General features: G+C 64.6%; 25 protein-coding genes. 15 read left to right on the top strand and 10 right to left on the bottom strand.

Translation table 11 applies throughout. The annotated features are described in order from the left end of the window. Positions 1-2: 2 nt before the first annotated feature. Entirely contained in the window at positions 3-3776 is a 3774-nt protein-coding gene (metH, locus tag DUGA2_RS19545; RefSeq protein ID WP_070271237.1) for a methionine synthase, read from the bottom strand. 275 nt (positions 3777-4051) lie between these two features. On the opposite strand from metH, the gene DUGA2_RS19540 reads away from it, so the two are divergent. The 3 genes from DUGA2_RS19540 (at position 4052) to DUGA2_RS19535 (ending at position 5439) form a co-directional block, all read left to right on the top strand. After that, complete coding sequence (locus DUGA2_RS19540) at positions 4052-4885, top strand: glycosyltransferase (protein ID WP_070271162.1); 834 nt, start codon at positions 4052-4054, stop codon at positions 4883-4885. A gap of 100 nt (positions 4886-4985) precedes the next feature. Then, a complete protein-coding gene (locus DUGA2_RS32835; RefSeq protein WP_071658951.1) occupies positions 4986-5258 on the top strand; it encodes a BrnT family toxin in 273 nt (90 codons plus the stop codon). Beyond that, entirely contained in the window at positions 5242-5439 is a 198-nt protein-coding gene (locus tag DUGA2_RS19535; RefSeq protein ID WP_229212215.1) for a BrnA antitoxin family protein, read from the top strand. The genes DUGA2_RS32835 and DUGA2_RS19535 overlap by 17 nt, the downstream gene beginning before the upstream one ends. On the opposite strand, the gene DUGA2_RS19530 is transcribed toward DUGA2_RS19535, so the two are convergent. After that, positions 5434-6066, bottom strand: coding sequence for a TetR/AcrR family transcriptional regulator (locus tag DUGA2_RS19530; RefSeq protein ID WP_070271161.1), 633 nt, complete (start codon positions 6064-6066; stop codon positions 5434-5436). The genes DUGA2_RS19535 and DUGA2_RS19530 overlap by 6 nt on opposite strands. A gap of 144 nt (positions 6067-6210) precedes the next feature. On the opposite strand from DUGA2_RS19530, the gene DUGA2_RS19525 reads away from it, so the two are divergent. From DUGA2_RS19525 to DUGA2_RS19515, 3 genes are read left to right on the top strand one after another with little or no spacing between them, the layout of a single operon-like run. Continuing rightward, positions 6211-6873, top strand: coding sequence for a DUF3313 domain-containing protein (locus tag DUGA2_RS19525; RefSeq protein WP_070271160.1), 663 nt, complete (start codon positions 6211-6213; stop codon positions 6871-6873). Between the two features lie 40 nt (positions 6874-6913). Continuing rightward, entirely contained in the window at positions 6914-7372 is a 459-nt protein-coding gene (locus DUGA2_RS19520) for a hypothetical protein (protein ID WP_070271159.1), read from the top strand. Beyond that, a complete protein-coding gene (locus DUGA2_RS19515; protein ID WP_070271158.1) occupies positions 7369-8301 on the top strand; it encodes a DUF2145 domain-containing protein in 933 nt (310 codons plus the stop codon). Before DUGA2_RS19520 ends, DUGA2_RS19515 begins: the two co-directional genes overlap by 4 nt. Here the strand turns inward: DUGA2_RS19515 and DUGA2_RS19510 are convergent. Further along, the gene (locus DUGA2_RS19510) at positions 8298-8936 is read right to left on the bottom strand and encodes an NAD(P)H-dependent oxidoreductase (protein ID WP_070271157.1); all 639 of its coding nucleotides are present in this window, start codon (positions 8934-8936) and stop codon (positions 8298-8300) included. The two genes, DUGA2_RS19515 and DUGA2_RS19510, sit on opposite strands and share 4 nt — an antisense overlap. Positions 8937-9037: 101 nt before the next feature. Between DUGA2_RS19510 and DUGA2_RS19505 the strand changes: the two genes are divergently transcribed. Further along, positions 9038-9418 carry a MerR family transcriptional regulator gene (locus tag DUGA2_RS19505; protein WP_070271156.1) on the top strand — a complete coding sequence of 127 codons (381 nt, stop codon included), beginning with the start codon at positions 9038-9040 and terminating at the stop codon, positions 9416-9418. On the opposite strand, the gene DUGA2_RS19500 is transcribed toward DUGA2_RS19505, so the two are convergent. Together DUGA2_RS19500 and DUGA2_RS19495 are read right to left on the bottom strand one after the other, a co-directional pair. Further along, positions 9381-9989: a 2-hydroxychromene-2-carboxylate isomerase gene (locus DUGA2_RS19500; protein ID WP_083296379.1), complete on the bottom strand. Its 609-nt coding sequence runs from the start codon at positions 9987-9989 to the stop codon at positions 9381-9383. The two genes, DUGA2_RS19505 and DUGA2_RS19500, sit on opposite strands and share 38 nt — an antisense overlap. A gap of 2 nt (positions 9990-9991) precedes the next feature. Beyond that, the gene (locus DUGA2_RS19495) at positions 9992-10813 is read right to left on the bottom strand and encodes a CmcJ/NvfI family oxidoreductase (protein WP_070271154.1); all 822 of its coding nucleotides are present in this window, start codon (positions 10811-10813) and stop codon (positions 9992-9994) included. A 105-nt stretch (positions 10814-10918) separates the two neighbouring features. On the opposite strand from DUGA2_RS19495, the gene DUGA2_RS19490 reads away from it, so the two are divergent. Beyond that, the gene (locus DUGA2_RS19490; protein WP_070271153.1) at positions 10919-11881 is read left to right on the top strand and encodes a LysR substrate-binding domain-containing protein; all 963 of its coding nucleotides are present in this window, start codon (positions 10919-10921) and stop codon (positions 11879-11881) included. 3 nt (positions 11882-11884) lie between these two features. Here DUGA2_RS19490 and fmt read toward each other — a convergent pair whose 3' ends face one another. Both fmt and def read right to left on the bottom strand, forming a co-directional pair. Further along, the gene (gene fmt / locus DUGA2_RS19485) at positions 11885-12841 is read right to left on the bottom strand and encodes a methionyl-tRNA formyltransferase (protein WP_070271152.1); all 957 of its coding nucleotides are present in this window, start codon (positions 12839-12841) and stop codon (positions 11885-11887) included. 18 nt (positions 12842-12859) lie between these two features. Then, entirely contained in the window at positions 12860-13402 is a 543-nt protein-coding gene (gene def, locus DUGA2_RS19480) for a peptide deformylase (protein WP_008445085.1), read from the bottom strand. Positions 13403-13647: 245 nt separating this feature from the next. Between def and DUGA2_RS19475 the strand changes: the two genes are divergently transcribed. The 6 genes from DUGA2_RS19475 (at position 13648) to DUGA2_RS19450 (ending at position 21932) form a co-directional block, all read left to right on the top strand. Continuing rightward, positions 13648-14751 (top strand): LysM peptidoglycan-binding domain-containing protein, encoded by a 1104-nt coding sequence (locus tag DUGA2_RS19475; protein ID WP_070271151.1) that lies wholly within the window; start codon positions 13648-13650, stop codon positions 14749-14751. Next, the gene (gene dprA, locus DUGA2_RS19470) at positions 14748-15890 is read left to right on the top strand and encodes a DNA-processing protein DprA (RefSeq protein WP_083296378.1); all 1143 of its coding nucleotides are present in this window, start codon (positions 14748-14750) and stop codon (positions 15888-15890) included. The genes DUGA2_RS19475 and dprA overlap by 4 nt, the downstream gene beginning before the upstream one ends. Positions 15891-15968: 78 nt before the next feature. Next, positions 15969-16433 carry a DUF494 family protein gene (locus DUGA2_RS19465; RefSeq protein WP_008445092.1) on the top strand — a complete coding sequence of 155 codons (465 nt, stop codon included), beginning with the start codon at positions 15969-15971 and terminating at the stop codon, positions 16431-16433. 247 nt (positions 16434-16680) lie between these two features. Beyond that, positions 16681-19368 carry a DNA topoisomerase III gene (locus DUGA2_RS19460; protein ID WP_070271234.1) on the top strand — a complete coding sequence of 896 codons (2688 nt, stop codon included), beginning with the start codon at positions 16681-16683 and terminating at the stop codon, positions 19366-19368. A 276-nt stretch (positions 19369-19644) separates the two neighbouring features. Next, on the top strand, positions 19645-20394 hold the full coding sequence (locus tag DUGA2_RS19455) for a PEP-CTERM sorting domain-containing protein (protein WP_070271150.1): 750 nt from the start codon (positions 19645-19647) through the stop codon (positions 20392-20394). 53 nt (positions 20395-20447) lie between these two features. Then, positions 20448-21932 (top strand): serine hydrolase domain-containing protein, encoded by a 1485-nt coding sequence (locus DUGA2_RS19450; RefSeq protein WP_210402583.1) that lies wholly within the window; start codon positions 20448-20450, stop codon positions 21930-21932. A 98-nt stretch (positions 21933-22030) separates the two neighbouring features. On the opposite strand, the gene DUGA2_RS19445 is transcribed toward DUGA2_RS19450, so the two are convergent. Genes DUGA2_RS19445 through DUGA2_RS19435 form a run of 3 tightly spaced genes read right to left on the bottom strand, consistent with a single transcriptional unit; the run spans position 22031 to position 24325 of the window. After that, positions 22031-22633, bottom strand: a complete 603-nt coding sequence (locus DUGA2_RS19445) for a hypothetical protein (protein WP_070271149.1) — start codon at positions 22631-22633, stop codon at positions 22031-22033. 1 nt (position 22634) lies between these two features. Beyond that, complete coding sequence (locus DUGA2_RS19440; RefSeq protein WP_070271148.1) at positions 22635-23303, bottom strand: hypothetical protein; 669 nt, start codon at positions 23301-23303, stop codon at positions 22635-22637. Next, positions 23300-24325 (bottom strand): NADP-dependent oxidoreductase, encoded by a 1026-nt coding sequence (locus DUGA2_RS19435; RefSeq protein WP_070271147.1) that lies wholly within the window; start codon positions 24323-24325, stop codon positions 23300-23302. The genes DUGA2_RS19440 and DUGA2_RS19435 overlap by 4 nt, the downstream gene beginning before the upstream one ends. Positions 24326-24399: 74 nt before the next feature. Here DUGA2_RS19435 and DUGA2_RS19430 point away from each other — a divergent pair, with 74 nt between their 5' ends. Further along, positions 24400-25323 (top strand): LysR family transcriptional regulator, encoded by a 924-nt coding sequence (locus tag DUGA2_RS19430; RefSeq protein WP_070271146.1) that lies wholly within the window; start codon positions 24400-24402, stop codon positions 25321-25323. Positions 25324-25349: the final 26 nt, after the last annotated feature.

Here is a 25349-nt window from a genome sequence, read left to right as displayed (position 1 = left end):
CATCAGGACAGGTTGGGAGCCAGCCAGCGTTCCATATCGGCCTTGTCCACCTGACGACGCGCAGCCATGTCGTTCAACTGATCCTCGCCGATCTTACCGACCACGAAGTACTTCGACTCCGGGTGCGCGAAGTAGAAGCCCGACACCGCCGCGCCAGGATACATGGCGAACGATTCGGTCAGCACCATGCCGATGTCTTCGGCCTGCATGGTGTCGAACATCTCGCGCTTGACGGTGTGCTCCGGGCAGGCCGGATAACCCGGCGCCGGACGGATGCCCACATACTTTTCGGCGATCATGTCGTCGTTGCTCAAGGCCTCGGTGGGCGCATAGCCCCACAGGTCGGTACGCACGCGCTCGTGCAGGTACTCGGCGAAGGCTTCGGCCAGGCGGTCGGCCAGCGACTTGAGCATGATCGACGAGTAGTCGTCATGCGCATCCTCGAAGCGCTTCTCGTACTTCTCGATGCCCAGGCCCGCCGTCACGGCGAACATGCCGATGTAATCCTTGATGCCAGATTCCTTGGGCGCGATGAAGTCGGCCAGGCACTGGTTGGGCCGCTGCACGCCGTCCACCACCGGCTTGACGCCCTGCTGGCGCAGGCCGTAGTAGGTGAAGTCGACGGTGCTGCGCGTGTCGTCGGTGTAGATCTCGATGTCGTCGTCGTTGACGCTGTTGGCCGGCAGCAGCGAGATCACGCCGTTGGCGGTCAGCCAGCGGCCGTCGATCAGTTTCTTCAGCAGCGCCTGGCCTTCGGCGTACACCTTGGTCGCCGCTTCGCCGACCACTTCATCGGTCAGGATGGCGGGGAAGGGGCCTGCCAGGTCCCAGGTCTGGAAGAACGGGCCCCAGTCGATGTACTTGGCGATGGTCGCCAGGTCGACGTTCTTGAACTCGCGGCGGCCGATGAACTTCGGCTTGACCGGTGCGGCCGCGCCGGTGAACGGCACCACCATCTTGTTGGCCCGCGCATCCTTCAGCGACAGCATCGGCAGCGCCTTCTTGTTGGCGTGCTGCTCGCGGATGCGCACATAATCCTGCTCGATCTCGTCGATGTACTGCTGGCGGCTCTCCGGCGTCAGCAGCGACTGCGCCACCGACACGGAACGCGACGCATCCGGCACGTACACCACCGGACCCTCGTAGTTGTGGGCGATCTTGACGGCGGTGTGGGCGCGGCTGGTGGTGGCGCCGCCGATCAGCAGCGGGATCTTCATCATGCGGAAGTGTTCGTCGCGCTGCATTTCCTTGGCCACGTGGGCCATCTCTTCCAGCGACGGCGTGATCAGGCCGGACAGGCCGATGATGTCGGCGTTTTCCAGCTTGGCGCGCGCCAGGATCTCGGAGCAGGGCACCATCACGCCCATGTTCACCACTTCGAAGTTATTACACTGCAGGACCACCGAGACGATGTTCTTGCCGATGTCGTGCACGTCGCCCTTGACGGTGGCGATGACGATCTTGCCCTTCGGCTTGGCGACGATGCCGGTACGCGCTTCCTCGGCCTTCTTCTCTTCCTCGATGTAGGGGATCAGGTGGGCCACGGCCTGCTTCATCACACGCGCCGACTTGACCACCTGCGGCAGGAACATCTTGCCCTGTCCGAACAGGTCGCCGACGATGTTCATGCCGTCCATCAGCGGGCCTTCGATCACGTGGATAGGACGGCCGTTGGCGGCCAGCACCTGCTGGCGCATCTCCTCGGTGTCGTCGGTGATGAACTGGGTGATGCCGTGCACCAGCGCGTGCGCCAGGCGCTTCTCGACCGGCGCGTTGCGCCACTCCAGGTTCTGCGCATCCTGCTTGCCGGCGCCGGCCTTCAAGGTGCCGGCGATGTCGATCATGCGTTCGGTGGCGTCGTCGCGGCGGTTCAGCACCACGTCCTCGACGCGCTCGCGCAGCTCGGCCGGCAGGTCGTCATACACGCCGACCATGCCGGCGTTGACGATACCCATGGTCATGCCGGCCTTGATGGCGTGGTACAGGAACACGGTGTGGATCGCTTCGCGCGCCGGGTCGTTGCCGCGGAAGGAGAACGACACGTTAGACACGCCGCCCGAGATCTTCGCATGCGGCAGGTTGTCCTTGATCCAGCGGGTGGCGTTGATGAAGTCCACCGCGTAGTTGTTGTGCTCTTCGATGCCGGTGGCGATGGCGAAGATGTTCGGGTCGAAGATGATGTCTTCCGGCGGGAAGCCGACGGTGTTCACCAGCAGCTTGTAGGCGCGCTCGCAGATTTCGATCTTGCGTTCGAAGGTGTCGGCCTGGCCTTTTTCGTCGAAGGCCATGACGATGACGGCGGCGCCGTAGCTGCGGCACAGCTTGGCCTGGCGGATGAATTCTTCTTCGCCTTCCTTCATCGAGATCGAGTTGACGATGGACTTGCCCTGCACGCACTTCAGGCCCGCTTCGATCACCGACCATTTCGACGAGTCGATCATGATGGGCACGCGCGAGATGTCCGGTTCGGAGGCGATCAGGTTCAGGAAGCGCGTCATGGCCGCCAGCGAATCGAGCATCGCCTCGTCCATGTTGATGTCGATGACCTGGGCGCCGTTCTCCACCTGCTGGCGGGCCACGCTGAGGGCCTCGTCGTACTGCTCGTTGAGGATCATGCGCGCGAAGGCCTTGGAGCCGGTGACGTTGGTGCGCTCGCCGACGTTGACGAACAGCGAGTCGTCGTCGATGGTGAACGGCTCCAGGCCGGACAGGCGCTGCGCCACCGGCACTTTCGGCACGCTGCGCGGCGTGACCTTGGCGAGGATCTCGCCGATGGCCTTGATGTGGTCCGGCGTGGTGCCGCAGCAGCCGCCAGCGATGTTGATGAAGCCCGCCTCGGCGAACTCCTTCAGCAGCGCCGAGGTGTCGGCCGGCAGCTCGTCGAAGCCGGTGTCGCTCATCGGGTTGGGCAGGCCGGCGTTCGGGTAGATGCAGACGAAGGTATCGGCGATCTGCGACAGCTCTTCGGCGTAAGGGCGCATCAGCGCCGCGCCCAGCGCGCAATTGAGGCCGATGGTCAGCGGCTTGGCGTGGCGTACCGAGTTCCAGAAGGCCGGCACGGTCTGGCCGGACAGGATGCGGCCGGAGGCGTCGGTCACGGTGCCGGAGATCATCAGCGGCAGGCGTGGTACTTCCGGATTCTCTTCGTAGAATTTGTCGATGGCGAACAGCGCGGCCTTGCAGTTCAGCGTGTCGAAGATGGTTTCGACCAGCAGCACGTCGACGCCGCCTTCGATCAGGCCCTTGGTCTGCTGGTGGTAGGCGTCGACCAGCTGATCGAAGGTGATGTTGCGGGCGGCGGGGTCGTTGACGTCCGGCGAGATCGACGCGGTTTTCGGCGTGGGCCCGAGCGCGCCGGCGACGAAGCGCGGCTTGTCGGCGCTGCTGTACTTGTCGCAGGCGGCGCGCGCCAGCTTGGCGGCTTGCACGTTCATCTCGTAGGCCAGGTGGCCCATGTGATAGTCGTCCTGGGCGATGGTGGTGGCGCCGAAGGTATTGGTCTCGATCAGGTCGGCGCCGCCGGCCAGGTAGCGCTCGTGGATCTCCTGGATCACGTGCGGCTGGGTCAGCGTCAGCAGCTCGTTGTTCCCTTTGACGAACAGCTCGCGCGCGCCGGAATCGGCCGGCGCGGCGAAGTCGATGAAGCGGCCGTTGGGGCCGCCGCGGTATGCGGTTTCATCCAGCTTGTACTGCTGGATGATGGTGCCCATCGCGCCGTCGAGGATCATGATGCGGCGTGCGAGGATCTCACGCAGCTGGGCATCGGTCTTGGACATGACGGGGCGGGACACGTTGTTGTTCATTTATTACTTTCTGAGGTCGTGGACGAGCGCGACGGGAGTTGCCGACGGTCTAAAATTATACGGCATCACGGAATTTGCTTCAGAAGACTGCTGCGACGCAGCAACAATCTGCCAAATTTGCCTACATTTACATCGCGCAGTGTTGCGACACATAGCGATACGTAAGCGATACGCAAGCGCTACAGTGCGCAATCCGCCTGCAACATGGTGTCGAGAGAATGAGCTTTCTTTATTCTCCAGGCGCCACAATGAAAATCACCGTCATCATTTCGGCGCACCGCAAGGGCCGCGAGCTGGAATGCGTGCTGACCGGCTATGCCATGCAGACCCGCAAACCCGATCAAATCATCATCGCACAGGATGGCCGCGACCCGGCGATCGGCGCCGCGCTGGAGGCGGTGCGGCGGCGCGGCTGGACGATTCCGCTGCTGTACCAGAACCAGGAGCAGCGCGGCTTCGGCAAGTACCGCGCGCTCAACCGCGCAGTGCTGGCGGCCAGCGGCGACCTGCTGCTGTTCACCGACGGCGATTGCATCCCGCGCGACGATTACGTGGCCAACTATGTGCGGCTGATGCGGCCTGGGATCTTTCTGTCGGGCGGCAGCCATGTCAGCATCCCCGAGGCCTATCACCTGCGGCACGACCTGCTGGAGGCGGTGCGCGACCAGAGTGTGTTCGACTATGGCTACCTTCGTGCGATCCCGGGCTTTTGCAAGAGCGCCAACCGGCTCACGCGCAAGCGCTGGCTGGCGCGGGCGCTGGACCTGCTCACGCAGCGCAACGCCTTCAGCGGCTCCAACAGCTGCGCGTGGCGCGACGACGTGCTGGCCGTCGGCGGCTTCGACGAGCAGATGGCTTACGGCGGCGGGGATCTGAATATGGGGCTGCGGCTGAACCACATCGGCGTGCGCGGCGTGCGGGCGCGGCATACGCTGGTCAGCCTGCACCTGGACCACGGCCGCAGCTACTACTGCGCCGACAAGGAGCGCGCCAACCACGACTGGAACCGCCAGGTGCGCCAAGCCCGCCTGGTGCTGCCGCGCGAGTCGCAGATTTGCACGGACTTCGCCCAGGCCGTGTGAGATGCACCGCTGATCCATCGCAAGTGATCGGCCGCCGGCCACGAGCACACTTCGGTGAGGCGCGCGGCTGCGGCGCGTTCTATACTGTGATGGAGCGGATATGCTCTATGAATGGGACGAGGGTAAAAATCAACGGAACATCAGGAAGCATGGGGTCAGCTTTGAAGATGCATCGATCATCTTTGAGCAACCGACGTTGACCTATTTTGATCCCAATGCCGGGAACGATGAGGACCGATATGTTGCGATCGGCCTTAGCGGTGTTCGCATGCTGACAGTTGTTTTTACAGAGCGGGGCGACGATGCCGTCAGAATTATCTCGGCCAGAAGGTCGTCGCCGTCTGAGGAGAAACGATATGAACGAGGCTATTGATTTCAGCGACATCCCGGAGCTTGACGATGAGTTCTTCAAGCGCGCCAAGATGAGAACGCCGCTGACGCAGAAAGACACAATACTCTTGGATCACGATATCTATGAGTGGTTCAAAAGCCAAGGGCCAGATTTTCAGCAGAGGATTAATGTGCTTCTGCGTAGCCATATCGGCAAGTCATAAGCCTGCATGCTGTCTAGGCGCAGCGCCGGCAAAGAACATGTCGTTGGCGCGCTCTACCAGTTGCCGGATTTCTTGTGGCGACAGCGGCGGCGGATCGCGCTGGTACAGGCGCACGTCCACTTCCGCCGTCAGCAGCGCCAGGAACTGTTGCGCTGTGACTTTGGGATCGGCCCGGCGGATCTCGCCGCGCTCCATGGCGCCCGACAGCAGCGCCGCCAGCGTCGCCACCGACGTACTCGGACCCGCGTCGTAAAACAGCTGGCCGACATCGGAGCGGCCCGACTCGGCCACCACCATGCGATAGACCGCCAGCGCGCTCTTGTCGTTGGCCAGCACGCCCAGCATCCGCACGCCAAAATGCTCCAGCGCCGACTCCAGCCCGGCGCGGTCCATCGGCGCGGTCGATAAATCCCGCGTCGCATCGGCCAGATGGCCGGTGGCGCAGGACTGCACCACCGCGCTAAACAGCGCTTCCTTGGACGGGAAGTAGCCGTACAGCGTGACCTTCGATCCGCCCCAGCGCTTCGCCACCTCACTCATCGACGCGCCTTCATAGCCGGTTTCCTGAAACAGCGCATCGGCTGCCTCGACGATGGCCTGGCGGCGCGCCTCGGTACGTACCTTCATTGCTACTCCATATCTGAACCCTGCCGTACATTTTATGCGCAAACTCGCTTGACAGTGGTGGTTAATCAATCAATACTGTACTGGTGTGTTCAGTTATGGAATTCTCCAGCGCGTGCTTCTTCCCCCCCCAAATAAGGCCATGCCATGTACTCCTCACTCAAATTGCAGTTTCCCATCCTGCTCGCCCTGTGCGGCGCCATCGCCGGTTGTGCCAGCACCCAGCCGGTCGCTTATAGCGGCCTGGCGTCGGCAGCCCAGCTGCGGCCGAATGCCGATGACAAGTCCGGGCGCGTTCCCTACAGCTATTCGACCACGGTCACGCTGCGCGATTATTCGAGCATCATCGTCGATCCGGTGCTGGTCTATCGCGGCCAGGATAGCCAGTTCGAGGAGGTGAGCGATGAGCAGAAGGACATGCTGGCCGCCTACATGCAGGACGAGTTCGAGTCCAGGCTGCGCAACCGCCTGCGGATCAGCCGGGACGCGGGCTGGAAAACGCTGCGCCTGAAGCTGACGCTGACCGGCGCCAAGTCAAGCACGCGCTTCCTCAGCACGGTGACGCGCTTCGACCTGGTCGGCGGGCCGTACAACATCGTGCAGAGCATACGCGGCAAGGAGGGCACGTTCACCGGGTCGGTGAGCTACGCGGTGGAGCTGTACGACGCCAGCACCAACCTGCTGGTGAGCGCCTATGTCGCCAAGCAGTACCCCAGCCCGATGAATATCTCGGCCAGCCTGGGGCCGATGGACGCGTCCAAAGCCGGCATACAGAAAGGCGCGGACGAGTTGCTGGCCGCGTTCAATTGAAAACCACTATACTTGCCGTTTGAAAAATTGAGGACATCCGATGCCCATTTCCCCATCATTCCGCCTCTTCGCCGCCGCCGGCGCGCTGGGCCTGGCCATGCAGGCGAACGCCGACAGCTTCGTCTCGTCGGCGTCGAGCGCCGGTTCAGCATCCAGCGGCAGCATTTCCGATTCGCTGAACGGTTCGAGCAACAGCTCGCACGGCGACAAGCGCAAGGTCGCCGACGGCGAGTACCGCATCATCCAGATCGCCGCCACGCCGGACCGCGCCGACCGCACCCGCATCACCATGCAGGCCAATGATCCGCAGCAGCGCATCGTGCTCGATCTGCCGCAGATCACCTTCGACAAGCAGCAGCTCGTCGTCGGCGATGCGATGTATGCGCAGAACCGCTCATATGGCATCGAGTTCGGCCGCAGCGACAAGCATCAGCCGTTCTACCTGGTGCTGGCCGATGAGTGGTACGGCGAACTGGCTTCGCGCCCCGTCAGCCTTTGACGCCACACCGCGCGCTGGCACTGGCCGCGCTGACCTGCGCGGCGCTGGCGTCGTCGGGGGCGGCGCAGGCGGGCAGCGTGGCTGGGTCCTCCGGCGCCTCGCGCTTCTGCGACCGCGGCCAGCCGCTGACCGCCGCCGAGCAGGACCGCCTGCTACGCTTTGCCGCCGTGCTGCGCGAAGAACTGGCAGGCGTCGATGACGGCGTGGCGCTGGTCAGCCGTTCGGGGTTGGACTTGTCGCGTTTCGATATCCGTTACTCGCACGCGGCGCTGGCCTGGCGCTCGGAGACCGGCGCCTGGTCCGCGCGCCAGCTGTACTATGCCTGCGATGAAAGCCGGCCGCGCATCTTCGACCAGGGCCTGGCCGGTTTCGCGCTCGGCACCGACGATCCGGCCATGGGCTATGTCTCGGTGGTGCGCTTGCCGGCGGAGGCGATCGCCGCATTGCGTCCTGCGCTGCTCGATGGGCCGCGCGTGCAGCATCTGCTGGCGTCCCAATACAGCGCCAGCGCCTACGCGTTCAGCGTGCGCTACCAGAATTGCAATCAATGGGTGATGGAGATGCTGGCCGCCGGGTGGGGCGAGCTGCCCGACGGCGACGACCTGCGCGCACGCGCCCAGGCCTGGCTGCGCGATGCCCGCTACGCGCCGCAACCGGTGCAGGTAGGCTCGCGCTGGCTGATGCTGGCCTCGCACTTCGTGCCCTTGCTGCATCTGGACGACCATCCGGACGAGGACCGTGCCGCCATGCAGCTGCGTATCAGTCTTCCTTCAACGGTGGAGGCCTTTGTGTACCAGCGCTATCCGGCCAGCACACGCGTCGAGATGTGCCACGACGATGAGCGCATCGTCATCCATCGCGGCTGGACGCCCATCGCCGCTGGCTGCAAGCCGGGCGAGGGCGACCGTGTGGTGTCGCTGCGCGATTAAGCGATTTCGGTGATCAGGTTCTCGCGCGAACGGCGCACCTTCTTCAGGTTGACCAGCCAGTCGCCTTCAGGCTGGCGGTAGCCGATCGGCAGGATCACCACGCTGCGCAGGTTGCGCTCTTTCAGCGACAGGATCTCGTCGACGGCGGCCGGGTCGAAGCCTTCCATCGGCGTGGCGTCGACGCCTTCGAAGGCTGCTGCCACCATTGCCACACCCAGGGCGATGTAGGCCTGGCGCGCTGCGGAGTCGAAGTTGGCCTTTTCGCCCCGTGCGGCCACGATGCCCAGCAGCTGCTTGCGGTAGGCTTCCCAGCCTTCGTTGATGAAGCCGCGCTGTTCGTTGGTCAGGTCGAACATCATGTTGACGCGCGCTTCGGTGATGTTGTCCCAGGCCGCGAACACCAGCAGATGCGAGCTTTCCGTGATCTGCGCCTGGTTCCAGCCTACCGCCTGGATCTTGGCGCGCAGTTCTGGATTGGTGACGACGAAGACTTCGAACGGCTGCAGGCCGCTGGAGGTCGGCGCCAGGCGGATCGCTTCCAGGATGCGTTCCAGTTTTTCGGCGTCCACCTTCTTGGCGGTGTCGAACTTCTTGGTGGCGTAGCGCCAGTTAAGTTTGTCAATTACTTCGGTCATGGGTGAGCTCCAGTGAGAAATCGTTATGCGGCCCCGGTCAGCAAGCTCCAGGGTACCACTCTATAATAAGTTTCAAGTCAACTTGAGAGTCAAGGCAGAAAATGAAAATAGGTGAACTCGCCCGGAAATCGGGGTTGACCCCATCGGCTATACGGTTTTATGAGGAGCAGGGCCTGCTGGCGCCCATTTCGCGCACGGCTGCGGGTTATCGCGAATATTCCAACTATGCGATGGAGCGGCTGCATGTGATCCAGGTGTCGAAACGGCTGGGATTCTCGCTCGATGTCATCAAGGGCATGTTTGGCGAAAACGGCCAATGCCTCAAAACTGAGATATTGCAGCGTACGGAAACCCGCTTGCGTGAAGTCGAGGAGCAGCAGGAGGCGCTGGCACGCCAGCACCGGGAGTTGCTGGCGCTGCGTGCCATATTGCGCGACGAGAGTGTCAGCCGGCCGTTTTGCGAGAATCTTGCTGTGAACTGAGCGCCATCGCCAGCGCATCGTCGAGCCGGTCGTTCCCCCAGAACATGGCATCGCCGACCAGGAAGGTGGGCGCGCCGAAGATGCGATGGGCCTTGGCCTGTTCGGTGCGCGCGCGCAGCCTGGCCTTGTTGTCGTCCGCCTGTGCGGCGCGCAGGATGGCTTCTGCGTCCTGGCCCAGTGCGGACAGGATCTCCGACATGCATGGTTCGCTGCCGATATCGCGGTCGTCGGCGAAGTTGGCCAGCATGGTGCGTTCGCAGAAGTCGAGCATCCACGGCTGTTCCTCGCACAGGATGCCGATGCGCGCGGCCAGCAGCGAGTTGCGCGGGAAGCTGGACGGTTGCCGCCACGGCAGGCCGTACTTGGCGCACTGGCGCGGCATGTCCTGCCACACGTAGGCGCCTTTGTCCTTCTGCAAGACGAAGGGCGAGTTGTTCCAGCCGGCGTCCTTGAAGATGGGGCCGAGCAGGAAGGGGCGCCACACAACATCCGTTTGCCCCAGCTGGCGCAGGCGCATCACGCTCAGGTAGCTGTAGTTGCTGGCGAAGTCGAACCAGAATTCCAATTTCATTTTCATCTCCCCTTGTAAATCAACAGGCAGCGGATTTCGATGCTTTCCCTTGGCGGCGCGTCGGCCGGTGCGTCGGGATGTTCAAAGGCTGCGTGCGGCGTGTAGCGGGCCACCGGGCCTGGCGCGGAATCGAACTGCTTGAACACCAGCACCTCGTCGCGCATCATCGCCGGGAAGTAGGACCATGCATGGTCGCTATTGTGCACTGCCTGGTAGATTTCGCCGTTCCGGTCGGGATAAAAAATATCGCTGGCCACCAGGTCGGCGGGCGTTGCGCTGCGGGCGTCGCACACGGCCAGCGGCGCGTCGAGCACGGGGTGGCGGATCGAGCGCCACAAGTTGATGATGCTGTAGCGTTGTACGTGTTCGGTGTCGCCGTGCAGCTCAAGTTCCAGCCGCCGCCATGCCGATGCTGGCGTGAAGTCGCAATGCACGCGGCCTGCTGCGCCGGGACGCTGGCCTTCGATGCGGCCGAAGGCTTGCGGCACGCCCGGCATGCGCTTGCGCAGCAAGTGGTCGAACACGAAGGCCTGGCTGGCGCCGGTCAGCGCCAGGGCCAGTTCGGCTACTTCGGGGTAGTAGCGGCGGATGACTTCTTCCTTGTCGCTGAAGTCGCGCACCGCGCTGGGGGCGTGGCGCAGCAGATAGCCTTCGCGGTCCAGCGACAGGGCCGTGTCGGCGCGGGCGTCGCGTATCGTCACCGGCACGCGATGGTAGCTGGCGTTCTCCCATGGCTGGCCGTCGGGCGGCGGGTACATATAGGTGTGGGGCCGCTCCGGCGTCGGGCGCAGATACTCCAGCGCGGCGGTGGTGGTGTGTGTCATCGCTTCCTCCCTGAAAGCTCCATTGAACCCGATCGCCCTGCCGCGCTCAAACGATATCTCCGGTGGTTTCACATTCCCAATTCGCATGCGTGATACATTGACGCCATGGCTAATCGACTTCTGGATCTTCCTCCGCTGGACCTGCTGCGCAGCCTGGTCGCAGTCGGCAGGTGCATGAGTATCACGCTCGCCGCGCAGGACATGTGCGTGACGCAATCGGCGCTCAGCCGCCAGGTGCAGGCGCTGGAGGCGACGCTCGGCTATCGCGTGCTGGTGCGCGGACACCGCTCCGTCGAGTTCACGCCGGAAGGGCGGCGGCTGTTCCGCCACGCCGATGCGATGCTGGAGCAGCTGGGCGAAGTGGTCGCCAGCCTGCGGCCCGAGCGCGGCCATGCGCGCCAGGCGGTGACGATCAGCGCCAGTATCGGCGTGACGGCCTTGTGGATCCTGCCGCGCCTGAACGCCTTTCAGCAGGCGGCGCCGCATATCGATGTGCGCGTGGCGGCCAGCAACCGCTTCGTCGACCTGGAGCGCGAGCAGGTGGATCTGTCGTTGCGCTACTGCCGTCCGCAGGATGCACCCGACGGCGCGCTGCGCTTGTTCGGCGAGGCGCTGGTGCCGGTGGCCCATCCTTCACTGCTGGTGGATGCGATAGAAGATCCGGCGCAGCGCAAGCGCCAGGTGCTGCTGGAGTTCGACGACGTATCGCGCCCGTGGCTGCAATGGCCGGCGTGGCTGCGCAGCGCCGGTGCGGGGCGGGCAAAGCCGAAGGGCGTGCTGAGTTTCAATCAATACGATCAGGTGGTGCAGGCGGCGCTGGCGGGGCAGGGTGTGGCGCTGGGCCGGCTGGAACTGGTGCGGTCCTTGCTGGAGCAGGGACGGCTGGCGCTGGCCAGCGCGCTGCCGCCAACGGCCAGCGATTATGGGTACTGGCTGCTCACTTGCGAGGCGCTCAGCGCCGATGCGGCCGTCGTTCGCGATTGGATATGTGAGGAAGCGGCGCACAGCGGCGGTGCGCCGGATGCCCGTCGTGCCGCGCGTCGCAAGGCGCGCGCGGCGGCGGGCTAAGGATCAGGCGAAGCTCTGGCCTTCGAGCGGGAAGCCCTTGATGAACTCCGCCGCCGGCAGGCGCTTGCCGCCCGGTTTTTGCAGTTCCGTCAAACGCAGCGAACCGCTGCCGCAGGCGACCACGATGCCATGCTGCGCGTCGGCCGACAGTACGCGGCCCGCCGGCCCTTTGCTGTCGGCTTCCAGCACTTCGGCGCCCCACAGCTTGACGTTGACGCCGTTGACCGCCGCATGCGCGCCGGGGAAGGGATTGAAGGCGCGGATCTTGCGGCCGATCTCCACCGCCGATTGCGTGAAGTCCAGCGCTGCTTCTTCCTTGCTGATCTTGGCGGCGTAGTTGACGCCCGCTTCCGGCTGCACCACGGCTTCCAGCTGGCCGTGCTGCATCTTGCGCAGCGCTTCGACGATCATCTTGCCGCCCAGCGCGGCCAGCTTGTCGTGCACGATGCCGGTGGTGTCCTGCTCGCCGATGGCGATGCGTTCGATCAGCAGCATCGGGCCGGTGTCCAGGCCTTCTTCCATCTCCATGATGGTGATGCCGGTCTCGCTGTCGCCGGCCTCGATGGCGCGGTGGATCGGCGCGGCGCCGCGCCAGCGCGGCAGCAGCGAACCGTGGATGTTCAGGCAGGGCTTGATGTCCAGCGTGGCGCGCGGCAGGATCAGGCCATAGGCCGCCACCACCATCACGTCATATGGCGTGGACAGCAGGCGCGCATGTGCTTCCTTCGCCTGCTCGGCGCGCACCGGGTCTTTGCTGTCGGTGCGCAGCGACAGCGGCTGCAGCACCTCGATGCCCTGCGCCAGCGCGTACTGCTTCACGGCCGACGGTTGCAGATGCATGCCGCGTCCGGCCGGCCGGTCCGGCTGGGTCAGCACCAGCGGGATCTCGAAGCCCGCCTCGTGCAAGGCTTGCAGCGCCACGGCGGCAAATTCCGGCGTGCCGGCGAAGATGACTTTCATGCGGGTTCCCTGTGCGGCTTAGAAGCGGCGGCCGGCGGCGCGCAGCTGGGCTTCACGCGCCATGCCGCGTTCTTCCTTGACCAGCTTGGCCTTGATACGGTTGCGCTTCAGCGGCGACAGGTATTCGACGAAGACCTTGCCCAGCAGGTGATCCATTTCGTGCTGGATGCAGACTGCCAGCAGGCCGTCGGCTTCCACTTCGAAAGGCTGGCCCTTGACGTCCAGCGCGCGCACCTTGATCTGGGCGTGGCGTTCGACGCCGTCGTAGATGCCCGGCACCGACAGGCAGCCTTCATCGTAGACCTGCTTCTCTTCGCTGGCCCAGATGATTTCCGGATTGATGTAGGCGACCAGCGCGTCCTTGGTTTCGGAGATGTCGATCACGACCAGCTGTTCGTGCACGTCGACCTGCGACGCGGCCAGGCCGATGCCCGGCGCGTCGTACATGGTCTCGGCCATGTCGGCAACCAGCTTTTCCAGCTTGGCGTCGAAGACGGTGACTGGCGTGGCGACTTTGTGCAGACGCGGATCGGGGTAACGCAAAATATTTAAGATGGCCATATGCTGTAACTGTGTTGATAACTAAGTGAATGCCTTGATAACGCGGCCGCGCAGACTACGCTGCCGCCGTCATTTTCCCGATCAAAAATGCAACAACCGCGCGGGCTTCCGTTGCGCGGTTTCGCTTGCTAGTTCAGGGTTTTATGGGCAGAATTTGATTCAATTTAGCAAGCCTTTTCCATTGATAGGGCGCCTCTTGCTATGGTGTGCCTGCGCAATTTACGGCGCAATTACTGGATCTACTAATGAAAAATTTTAGCACAGTCGGCACCCGCTTAGTATTGGCGGCGCTTTTTTCGGGCTGGACGGCGGCCTCCGCGGCTCCGCTGAAATGTGAATTCCGTGCCGATGCGCCGGACCAGCATCTGGTGGTCAAGGGCGATACGCTGTGGGATATCTCCGGTAAATTCCTCGAACGCCCGTGGTGCTGGCCCACCGTCTGGGGCATGAACCGCGAGGAAATCGCCAATCCGCACTGGATTTATCCGGGACAGATCATCTGGTTCGACCGCGCCGCCGGCCGCCTGCGCCTGGGCAATAGGATCGAGGCCAGCGGCGAGGGCGGCGCCGGCAACCTGCGCCTGAAGCCGCAGCTGCGCACCGAGGGCCTGGGCAAGGACGCCGTGATGTCGATTCCGGCCGGCGTGATCGAACCCTTCCTGACCCAGCCGCTGATCATCGAAAACGACGAACTGGCCGGCGCTCCGCGCGTGGTGGCCACGCAGGATGGCCACGTGTTCCTCGGCAAGGACGACAAGGCCTATGTGCGCGGCGACCTCAAGGGCGGCAGCTCGTTCCAGGTGTTCCGCCCCGGCAGCCCGCTGAAGGATCCCGTCACCAAGGCTGTGATCGGCTACGAGGCGTTTTACCTGGGCACGCTGAAACTGCAGGCCGAGGCCCAGCCCGGCAGCGGCAGCGATGTCCACACCTTCCTGGTGGCCAGCGCCAAGGAGGAGATGGGCAAGGGCGACCAGCTGCGCGCGATACCGCCGATGCCGATGCAAAACTATGTGCCGCATCCGCCCGAGCAGAAGGTGGGCGCGCGCGTGGTGGCGATCTACGGCGGCGTCACCCACGCCGGGCAGAACCAGGTAGTGAGCATTAATCGCGGAAAGCTTGATGGACTCGACATCGGCTCCGTGCTCCAGTTGTACCATGCGGGGAAGACTGTCAGCGACGCCACGGCCGCCAAGAGCTGGATGGGCATGCGCGAACAGCAGGTCAAGCTGCCGGACGAGGAAGTGGGCAGCTTGTTTATCTTCCGCGTGTTTAAGCATATTTCCTACGGCTTGATCATGCAGGTGTCGGCGCCGGTGGAAGTGGGCGACGTCGCCAAGTCGCCGGAGTGAGCCGCGCCGTGCAAGCCACGGATATCCCCAACGTTCCCATCCAGCCAGTCGGCGCCGCCGCGCTGGCCGGCTGGCTGCGCTTGCAGATGACGGACGGCGTCGGCCTGATGACGGCGCACCGGCTGCTGCGGCGCTTCGGCACGCCCGAGGCGGTGTTCGGCGCCGACCGCGCGGCGCTGCTGCGCGAGGTCAAGCCCGGCCAGGCCGATGCGCTGCTGCAGGCGCCGCCGGACGCGCTGGCCGCCCTGGTCGACGCCACGCTGGCCTGGCAGCAGCAGCCCGGTAACTCCGTGCTGAGCTACGACGATCCCGCCTATCCGGAAGCGCTGCGCAACATCGCCGCCGCGCCGCTGATGCTCTACCTCAAGGGGCGGACCGAGCTGCTGGGACGAAAGTCGCTGGCCGTGGTGGGCTCGCGCAACGCCAGCGCCCAGGGCATGCTGAACGCCGACCGCATGGCGCAGGCGCTGTCGGAGGCGGGACTGACCATCGTCTCCGGCCTGGCGCTGGGCATCGACGCGGCGGCGCACGCGGGCGGCTTGAACGGTCCCGGCAGCACCATCGCCGTCATTGGCACCGGGCCGGACCGGATCTACCCGGCCCGCAACAAGCAGCTGGCCCGGCGCATCGCCGAGGAAGGCTGCATCGTCAGCGAGTACGCGCTGGGAACGCCGCCGCTGCGCGACAACTTCCCATGCCGCAATCGCGTCATCAGCGGCTTGGCGCGCGGGGTGCTGGTGGTGGAGGCTGCCGCCAAGTCCGGTTCGCTGATCACGGCGCGGCTGGCGGCGGCGCAGGGCAGGGAGCTGTACGCGGTGCCCGGCTCCATCCACGCCACGCTGGCCAAGGGCTGCCACACGCTGATCCGCGAGGGCGCCAAGCTGGTGGAAACCGCTGCCGATATCCTGGCCGACCTGGAACTGTTGTCGCCCGAGGCTCCCGGCGGGCGGCCGTCGCCGGACGACAGCTTCGTCGACCGCGTGCTGGAGGCGCTGGGCGAGGATCCGGCCGGGGCAGATGTGCTGGCGTTGCGGTTGCAGCAGTCCGCCGCCGAGCTGCAGGGCCAATTGCTGGCGCTGGAACTGGCCGGCCTGATCGAGCGTTTGCCCGGAGGCATGTTCCAGCGCTTGCGGGCTTAATCCTGTGAAAATTGCCTGAAAAACAGGCGATCTGTGCGGCACTTGTGCCCGATCTGTTTTAACTGATAGAGTAGAGCCATGTTCGACATCCTTGTTTACCTCTACGAGACTTACTACCGTCCCGATGCCTGCCCTGAACCGGCGGCCTTGGCCAAGAAACTGTCGGCTGTCGGTTTTGACGATGTCGAGATTTCCGAAGCCCTGGTGTGGTTGACCGACCTGACCGCCATGGCCGGGGTGGAACATACGCTGACCGCGTCCTCGACCGGCACGCGTTTCTACGTCGAAGAAGAACAGGATGTGCTGGGGCCGGGCGCGATCGGCTTCATCCAGTTCCTGGAGTCGGCCAAGGTGCTGTCGCCGTTGCAGCGCGAAATCGTCATCGAACGCGCGCTGGCGCTGGAAGAGGCGCCGGTGTCGCTGGGCAAGCTCAAGGTCATCGTCCTGATGTTGCTCTGGAGCCAAGGCAAGGAGCCGGACGCGCTGATGTTCGACGACCTGTTCGGCTCGGACGAAGACCAGGCGCCACGCCTGCTGCACTAATATATACAGGCCGCTGCGGCCTGTATTTCCCTTCGAGCATTTATTTAAGCAACATTCGGCGGCGTGATACGCTGTATTGTGCTGTTTGCTTGCAGTCTGGTCGGCAACGCGCTTATCATTGGCGCTTTGACAAGACTGTGACGCCTCGGCCTTGCCATCCGCATCGCAAAAGTGCAGACTGCGGCGCGATCCATGTATGATGCGCATGCTGCACCCATCCAAAGTGTTAAAAAACGAGATACAAAATATGACCAAAACCCTCATCATCGCCGAGAAGCCTTCTGTCGCGAACGACATCGCGAAGACGCTTGGCGGCTTTACCAAGCACGATGAGTACTTTGAATCCGACGAGTACGTGCTGTCCTCCGCCGTCGGCCACCTGCTGGAAATTGCCGTACCGGAAGAACACGACGTCAAGCGCGGCAAGTGGAGCTTCGCCCACCTGCCGATGATTCCGCCGTACTTCGCGCTGAACCCGATCGCCAAGACCGAGGCCCGCCTCAAGGTGCTCAACAAGCTGATCAAGCGTAAAGACGTCACCACCCTGATCAACGCATGTGACGCGGGCCGCGAAGGGGAACTGATTTTCCGGTTGATCGCGCAGAACGCCAAGGCCAAGCAACCGGTCAAGCGCCTGTGGCTGCAATCGATGACGCCGGGCGCGATCCGCGAAGGCTTCACCCAGCTGCGCAGCGACGAAGACATGATGCCGCTGGCCGACGCCGCCCGCTGCCGCTCGGAAGCCGACTGGCTGATCGGCATCAACGGCACCCGCGCGATGACCGCGTTCAACTCGAAAGAGGGCGGTTTCTACCTGACCACCGTGGGCCGCGTGCAGACGCCGACGCTGTCGATCGTGGTCGAGCGCGAAGAGAAGATCAAGAAATTCGTCTCGCGCGACTTCTGGGAAGTGCGCGCCGAGTTCGTGTGCGCCGCCGGCGTCTACGAAGGCCGCTGGCTGGACACCAAGTTCAAGAAGGACGAGACCGATCCGGAGAAACGCGCCGAGCGCCTGTGGAGCAAGGCCGCGGCCGACTCGATCGCGCTGGCCGTGCGCGGCAAGCAGGGCGCCGTCACCGAGGAAGCCAAGCCGACCACGTCGATGGCGCCCGCGCTGTTCGACCTGACCAGCCTGCAGCGCGAAGCCAACTCGCGCTTCGGTTTCTCGGCCAAGAACACGCTGGGCCTGGCCCAGGCGCTGTACGAAAAGCACAAGGTGCTGACCTACCCACGTACCGATTCGCGCCACCTGCCGGAAGATTACATTCCGACCGTGATGCAGGCGCTGGAAGTGGTCAAGGAAAACCCGAACTACCACCAGTTCGCCAAGCAGATCCTGGACAAGAAGTGGGTCAAGCCGAACAAGCGCATCTTCGACAACACCAAGATCTCGGATCACTTCGCGATCATTCCGACCACCATCGCGCCGAAGAACCTGTCCGAGCCCGAGCAGAAGCTGTACGACCTGGTTACGCGCCGCTTCATGGCCGTGTTCTTCCCGCCTGCGGAATTCCAGGTCACGACCCGCTACACCGAAGTGGCCGGCCATCAGTTCAAGACTGAAGGCAAGGTCATGACCAACCCGGGCTGGCTGGCGATCTACGGCAAGGAAGCCTCGTCGGACGACGACAAGGAAGGCAACGCCAACGGCAACCTGGTACCGGTCGCCAAGGGCGAGAAGGTGCTGACCGACACGGTCAACGCCAACGGCCTGGTGACGAAGCCGCCTGCGCGCTACACCGAGGCGACGCTGCTGTCGGCCATGGAAGGCGCGGGCAAGCTGGTCGAGGACGATGAGCTGCGCGATGCGATGGCCGGCAAGGGCCTGGGCACGCCAGCGACGCGCGCCGCCACCATCGAGGGTCTGCTGACCGAGCGCTACCTGCTGCGCGAAGGCCGCGAACTGATGCCGACCGCGAAAGCGTTCCAGCTGATGACGCTGCTGCGCGGCCTGGGCGTGAACGAACTGACCGCGCCGGAACTGACCGGCGAGTGGGAATACAAGCTGTCGCAAATGGAGAAGGGCAAGATCTCGCGTGACGAGTTCATGCGTGAGATCGCCCAGATGACGCAGGTCATCGTCAAGCGCGCCAAGGAATACGACAACGATACGATCCCGGGCGATTACCACACCCTGCACACGCCGTGCCCGAACTGCGGCAGCGTGGTCAAGGAAAACTATCGCCGCTTCGCCTGCACCAAGTGCGAATTCTCGATGAGCAAAACGCCGGGCAGCCGCCAGTTTGAAATCGAGGAAGTCGAGCAGCTGCTGAAGGACCGCACCATCGGCCCGCTGCAAGGTTTCCGCTCGAAGATGGGCCGTCCGTTCGCCGCCATCCTGCGCATCGTGCGTGACGAAGAGATCAAGAACTTCAAGCTGGAGTTCGACTTCGGCCAGAACGACGATTCGGAAGATGCGGAACCGGTCGACTTCACCGGCCAGACCGCTCTGGGCCCGTGCCCGAAGTGCGCCGGTGGCGTGTACGAGATGGGCCTGGCTTATGTGTGCGAGAACAGCGTCGCCAAGCCGAAGACTTGCGACTTCCGCAGCGGCCGCATCATTCTGCAGCAGGAGATTTTGCCTGAGCAGATGGCCAAGCTGCTCAACGACGGCAAGACCGATCTGCTGCCGGGCTTTGTGTCGCAGCGTACGCGCCGTCCGTTCAAGGCCTTCCTGACCAAGGGCAAGGACGGCAAGATCAGCTTCGAGTTCGAGGAGCGCAAGGCCAAGGCTCCGGCCAAGGGCAAAGCTGCCGCGGTAGCGGACGAGGGCGCGGAAGCTGCGGAAGGCGCGGCGCCGGCCAAGAAAGCGCCGGCCAAGAAGGCGGCGGCAGCCAAGGCTCCGGCCAAGGCGGCGGCAGCCAAGAAGCCTGCGGCCAAGAAAGCGCCAGCCAAGAAAGCGGCGCCTAAAAAAGCTGCCGCGACCGCCGAGTAGTCTTCGGCAGCGCCAACAAAAACGGGACCTTGATGGTCCCGTTTTTTTATTTCAGCCGGCGATGTCGGCATTTACGACACAGTCCAAACCGCGTGTTTCCATAGTCGCAGCCTTATGTTAATGCGTGCAGGGTTTTGGGCCGTATGGCGGCCGATGTGCCCGATTCCTCATTTTGACAATATTGTTTATTCTTTCGACAAGCGCTACGCTTTCCGGTTGAGCTTCCGGTTACGCTGCTGCATTCGCGGTGCGGCCGGAGCGATTGAGGAGAGCAATATGAACAGTACTTTTCGCAAGCTGACTTTGGGCGCCCTGATGGCCACCGCTTCCTTCGCCCAGGCGAGCACCTTCATCGACACGCCGGCGTTCAGCATTTCGTACGTGGATGGCAGCAAGCCATGGCAAGGGAACATCGGGCTGAGCAGCGCGACGACCGGCTCGGCCACCTTCGACCTGGCTACGCTGAACCGCCAGCTCGGCAATGTCTACGCCGGCCCGAACGGCACGCTTGAGAACGAAGCCACTGCCTACCACTACAGCGTCTTCCACATCGATGTGCACGCCGGCTACCAGATCAGCAATCTGACCTTCTCCGGCGTGGCGGACGGGCAGCACCATTCATATTGGCAGCCGGGCGAGCAACCGGGCTTTGCCGACAACAGCCTGGACCTGCGCTGGAACGTCACCGGCGCGGAAGGGGGCAACCGCGTCCTGCTGAGCGAGAAATCCCTCGACGGCAATCACGGCTTCGGTTCGCAGTTCGGCGCCATCAATTACGGCAACTCCTTCGATGTGTCGTTCAACGGCTGGACCTGGGCCTACGTTGTGCAAAGCGCGGACGGCAAATGGGGACCGACGTCGCTGGCGACGGCAGGCATACGCAATGCCGCGCTGCAGATCGACTACGCCGAAGTCAAGGCGCCGGTGCCGCTGCCGGTGCCGGAGCCGGGCGCCGGCGCGATGCTGTTGGCCGGCCTGGCGATCGTGGCGGCCGTCATGCGGCGCCGGGCCGTCGCGATGAGATAGAATCGCTGGTCGCCAACCAGAGTGGATTCCGTGTCCAGACGCGAGGAAATATCATGAGCTTGATGTACGCAGGCGCGCGTCCGCGCCGCTTCCTTGCCCTTATCGGTTTTGTCGCCGGGATGGCCGTCGCCACGGTTGCCGCCGCGGCGGACCCGGCGGCCGAAGTCGACCGTTATCTGGGCGTGCAGATGAAGCGGCTGGCCATCCCCGGCATGGCCGTGGCGGTCGTCAAGGACGGTCAGGTCGCGCTGGTCCGGACGTACGGCAGCGCGAGCGTGGAGTTCGGCATTCCCGTCGCGGACGACACGGTGTTTGCCATCAACTCGATCACCAAGGCCTTTACCGGCGTGGCGGCGATGCGCTTGGCCGAGCAGGGGCGGCTGGACCTGTCGGCGCCGGCGGGACGCTATCTGGCGGACTTGCCGGAAGCCTGGCGCAAGGTCACGCTGCGTCAGCTGCTGAGCCATATGTCCGGCTTGCCGGACATGATGCGCGCTCCGACCGTCGAAACCGATGCCGTCGCCGCCTGGGCCTGGGTCCAGGCGCAGCCCCTGCGCTTCCCACCAGGGACGCGCTTCGACTACTGCCAGACCAACTACACGCTGATTCAACGCATCGTCAACCAGATCGAAGGACGGCCGCTGGATGCGCCGCTTGCCGACGAACAGTTGCGGATGGCGGCCATGAACCGCACCGCCTACGGCGACGCCACCACCGTCATCCCCGGCAAGGCGCCCACCTATCGCTGGGCCCTGGGCGGGCCGATGATCGCCGGCTACCGCGCGGCGGCATCGACGACGCCGGGTACTTTGGCGGTCAGTGCGGAGCGCTTCCTGCCTTTCCGGCGGGCGTCCTCCGGCCTCAACAGCACGATCGGCGACATGGCGCGCTGGTTGATCGTGCTAGAGAGCGGCCGCCTGCTGAAGGCGGACAGTCTGGCGGCGCTGTGGACGCCGGTCGCTTTCAATGACGGGCGCCTCGGCCAGTGGGGGCTGGGATGGCAGGTGCTGACGCGGGGAACGCATCGCGCGGTGGGCATGACCGGCGGCGGGCGCGCGGCGGCTTATCTTTATCCCGAAGACAAGGTCGGCGTCGTCATCCTCACCAATCTGGCCGGCGCGTTCCCGGAGGACATGGTCGACAAGATCGCGTCCCTGTATGCGCCCGGGCTGGACCTGTCCGGGGTGCCGGCGCTGCGCATCGCACTGGAAGAGCAGGGCTATGAGCAGGTGCGGGCGGCGGCGGACAGCATCGAGCGCGCCCATCCGGGGATGACCTGGCCGGAGCTGGAGTTGAATGATTGGGGCTATCGTTTGCTCAGCACGGGCAGGGCGCGCGATGCGCTGTCGGTGTTGCGCTTCGTGGCCGAGCGCTTTCCCGACAGCGCCAACGCGCACGACAGCCTGGCGCAGGCGTCTCTGGTGAACGGCGATAAGGCGATGGCGATCCGGCACTACCGGCGTGCGCTGGCGCTGGACCCCGCTAACAGCGGCGCGGCGCGGCATCTGGCCGAACTGGTCGCGCCCGGCAAGTCGTAGGCAAGGGGGGGATGCTTGCTTTTTCGCATCACGGATGTGAGCGATCACGCGTGCGGCGTCGACTATGTATGATCGCCAGACAAAAGACTTATGGTAGGTTAAACCCGCCAGGCTACTCCCGGCGTCATGGGTGGCTCGACCAGATCGCCGGCCTGCCATTGCAGCACTTGTTCCTTGTCGAGTGCGACGGTGGGCGCTGGCGTGGAGAAGTTGCTGGCGATGGCGATCCATTGCCGCTGCTCGCGGCGATAGACGATGATCTCGCAAGCACCGTTCGGGTTGCCGCAGGCCCAGGCCATCCAGTCATCGCTGATCAGCAGGTAGGCCAGTTGCCCGCTGTGGGGATCCTCCAGTCGCACACCGTGCATGGGACCGCTTGGCTCGCGGTACCAGTCCTCGTCGTAGCTGTTGTCGAGGCCGGTTTCGTGGACGTGGTCGGCATCGTCGAAGCGCATCCAGCCGGCGTCGAGCTCGCCGCTGAGGGCGGGGTAGGCGATGGCCGGATGCCAGGTGCAGCGCGTGCCTTCCACCACGGTCTCGCCGGCGAAGCCGTTGATGCCGACGCGGTCGACCGGAATGCGCAAGTCGATGTGATAGCGCGCCGCCTGGAACCACCACACTTGCGTGCTCAGGTCGCTGCTGCCGTTGCTGCGCCAGATGCCGCTGCGGCGCCACAGGCCTTGGTATTCCGCTGGAACCATGTCACTTCAAATCGTCGGTGTAAAAGTAGACCGTACCACGAATCGCGCTGGCGGGCACGTGCAATGCGGCGGCCAGCGCCGCCGCCTGCGGTTGCCGCAGCGCCTGCTTGTTCAGCGTGACGGCGGCGGTCGATGCGCCAGCCGCCGCCGCGTAGGAAACAATGTGGTCGAAATCAGGCCGGCTGTCGATCTGCTTCACCAGATAGCGCTGACTGCCCGTGCCGATCTGCACGTAGCTGGCGTCGTTGCTGGTCTTCTGCGTTGGCGGCAGCTGGCGGAACATCAGCACCTTGTCGACCACGATGGTGGAAGCGGCGAACTGCGTCTTGCCGCCTTGCTCGAAGTGGCCCTGGACCAGGTCGGCCTTGAACTGCCGCAGCGGCGCCGCGCTGGCCGGCGCCAGGCGCGACAGTTCGAACTTATCCGGCGCGATGGTCCACAGCGCGGTCTTGCCGTCGAGGCGGCGGCGCAGCGCCGCATCGGTGGCGGCATCGGCCACGTGTACTTGCAGTATCACCTGGTAGTCATGCGGCGCATGGAACATCGGCAAGTGCGATGCATACAGCCCTTGCTGGCCGCCGAACAGCGCCATGCCGTGCTCGCCATAGGTGGCGTCGGCCGCAGCGGCGCCGCCCGCGATCAAGCTCAGGGCCAGCAGCGCGGTCCTCATGCCTTCACCAGCAGCTTGCCGCGATGCTCGCCGGTGAACAGCGCGTTCAGCGCGGCCGGCAATTGCGCGAAGCCGTCGATCACGGTTTCCTCGAACACGATCTCGCCCGCCTTCACCCATGGAGCGACGATGCGTATCATCTCGTCCATGCGGTGCAGGTAGTCGCGCGCCAGCATGCCCTGGATCGTGGCGCGCTGGTACAGCATGTGGTGCAGCAGGCGCGGCCCCAGTTCCGGCGTCTCCAGGCCGCCGCTGTACTGGCTGATCTGGCCGCAGATGACGATGCGCGCGCGGCGGTTGATGATGGGGATGATGGCGTCGGTCGCCATGCCGCCAACGTTGTCGAAGTACACGTCGACGCCGCCGGTCAGGCGCTTGATCTCGGCGCCCAGCGTGTCGGCGTCGGCGTAGGCCTTGTAGTCGATGGCCCAGTCGGCGTCCAGCGTGTTGCGCAGCCAGTCGCACTTGGCCGGGCCGCCGGCGATGCCGAGCACGCGCGCGCCGTGGCGCTTGGCGAACTGCACCACCAGCGAGCCCACCGCGCCGGCCGCGCCGGACACCACCACCACTTCGCCCGCATGCGGCTTGCCCGATTCGGTCAGGCCGAACCAAGCGGTGCGGCCTGGCATGCCGAGCACGCCGAGCGCGGTCGTCACCGGCGCCAGCGCCGGGTCGATGCGCTTCAGGCCGCTGGCGTGGACGCGCGCATGGGTCTGCCAGCCGGTGTAGCTCTGCACCCAGTCGCCCGCCGCGTAGCCGGGCGCGTTCGACGCCAGCACCTGCGCCACCACGGCGCCTTGCTGCACGGTGTTCAGCGGATGCGGCTCGGTGTCATAGGTCGGCTTGGTCGACTGGCCGATGCGCATGTAGGGATCGACGCTGAACCAGCGCGCTTCGATCAGCACCTCGCCATCGCCCAGCGTGGTCGACAGTTGTTGTTCGACGAGCTCGTAGTGCTCGGCCGTGATCTGCCCGACCGGCTGGCGGCGGTAGATCCATTGTTGTTGGGTGATGGTAGTCATGAGGCAGATGGTAAGATGCTCTTCGTATCCGGTAAAGCAACTTAAATTCACTATTCGTATCCTGTTGGGACATCATGAATCTTTCCGACCTGCGCGTCTTCGTCAGCGCCGCCCGCCGTCCATCGCTGGGCGCGGCCGCGCTGGAGCTGCATTTGACGCCGTCGGCGGTGTCCAAGGCGCTCAAGCGGCTGGAGGACAGCCTGGGCAAGCCGCTGTTCGACCGCAGCGCCAAGCAGCTGGTGCTGAACGACAGCGGCCAGTTGCTGCTGGCGCGCGCCCAGACCCTGCTGGCGCTGGCCGACCAGGCCAAGGCCGATCTGATGGGCGAGCGCGCCGCCGTCGACAGCCGCGTCGCCGGCCCGGCGATCCTGCTGTGGCGGCACGGGCAGATGCTGTCGCAGGCCTTGCGCGCCTATCCCGAAGCCAGCCTGCGCATGCAGGCCATGTTCGAGGATGAGGCGCTGGCGGCGCTGCTGCGCGGCGACATCAATGCGGCCATCGTCACCGGCGACGTCATCGAAGGGCGCGGCGAGCATTGGTCGGACGAGTGGCAGGTGACGCCGCTGGGCAGCGTCACCTTGCATCTGGTGGCGGGGCAGCGGCATCCGCTGGTGCGCTCGCTGCAGGTGGAGGGCATCGCGCCGCTGCTGGAGGCGGAGACGGCGCAAGTGCTGGCGCATGATTTCGCCTGTCCGTCGCGTTCGCTGTTCTGCGGCGTGCAGCGCGGCGCCCGCTCCGACGGCTGGCGCGACGACCAGCTGCCGCGCAAGATACGCTACTGGACCGACGACTTGCAGCTGCTGCTGTCGCTGGTCAAATCCGGCGAGGCGCTGGCCTATCTGCCGGACTTCGCGCTGGCCGATCCCGAGCTGCGCCGCATCCACGTCACCGACTGCGCGTTCGAATGCGTGGAGCAGGTGGCGCTGGTGTGGAACCACGTCAAGGCCAGCGCCTGGCAGCGTGAGTTGGCGGCTTCGCTTGCAGGATACAACTCGTAACTTTTCTTACGGAACTGTGGTCGTCT

Origin of the sequence: Duganella sp. HH101 (assembly GCF_001758795.1) — a bacterium.
GTDB lineage: Bacteria > Pseudomonadota > Gammaproteobacteria > Burkholderiales > Burkholderiaceae_D > Rugamonas > Rugamonas rivuli.
The sequence above is the reverse complement of the archived record's forward strand: the minus strand, read 5'-3'. Positions and strand labels throughout refer to the sequence as shown.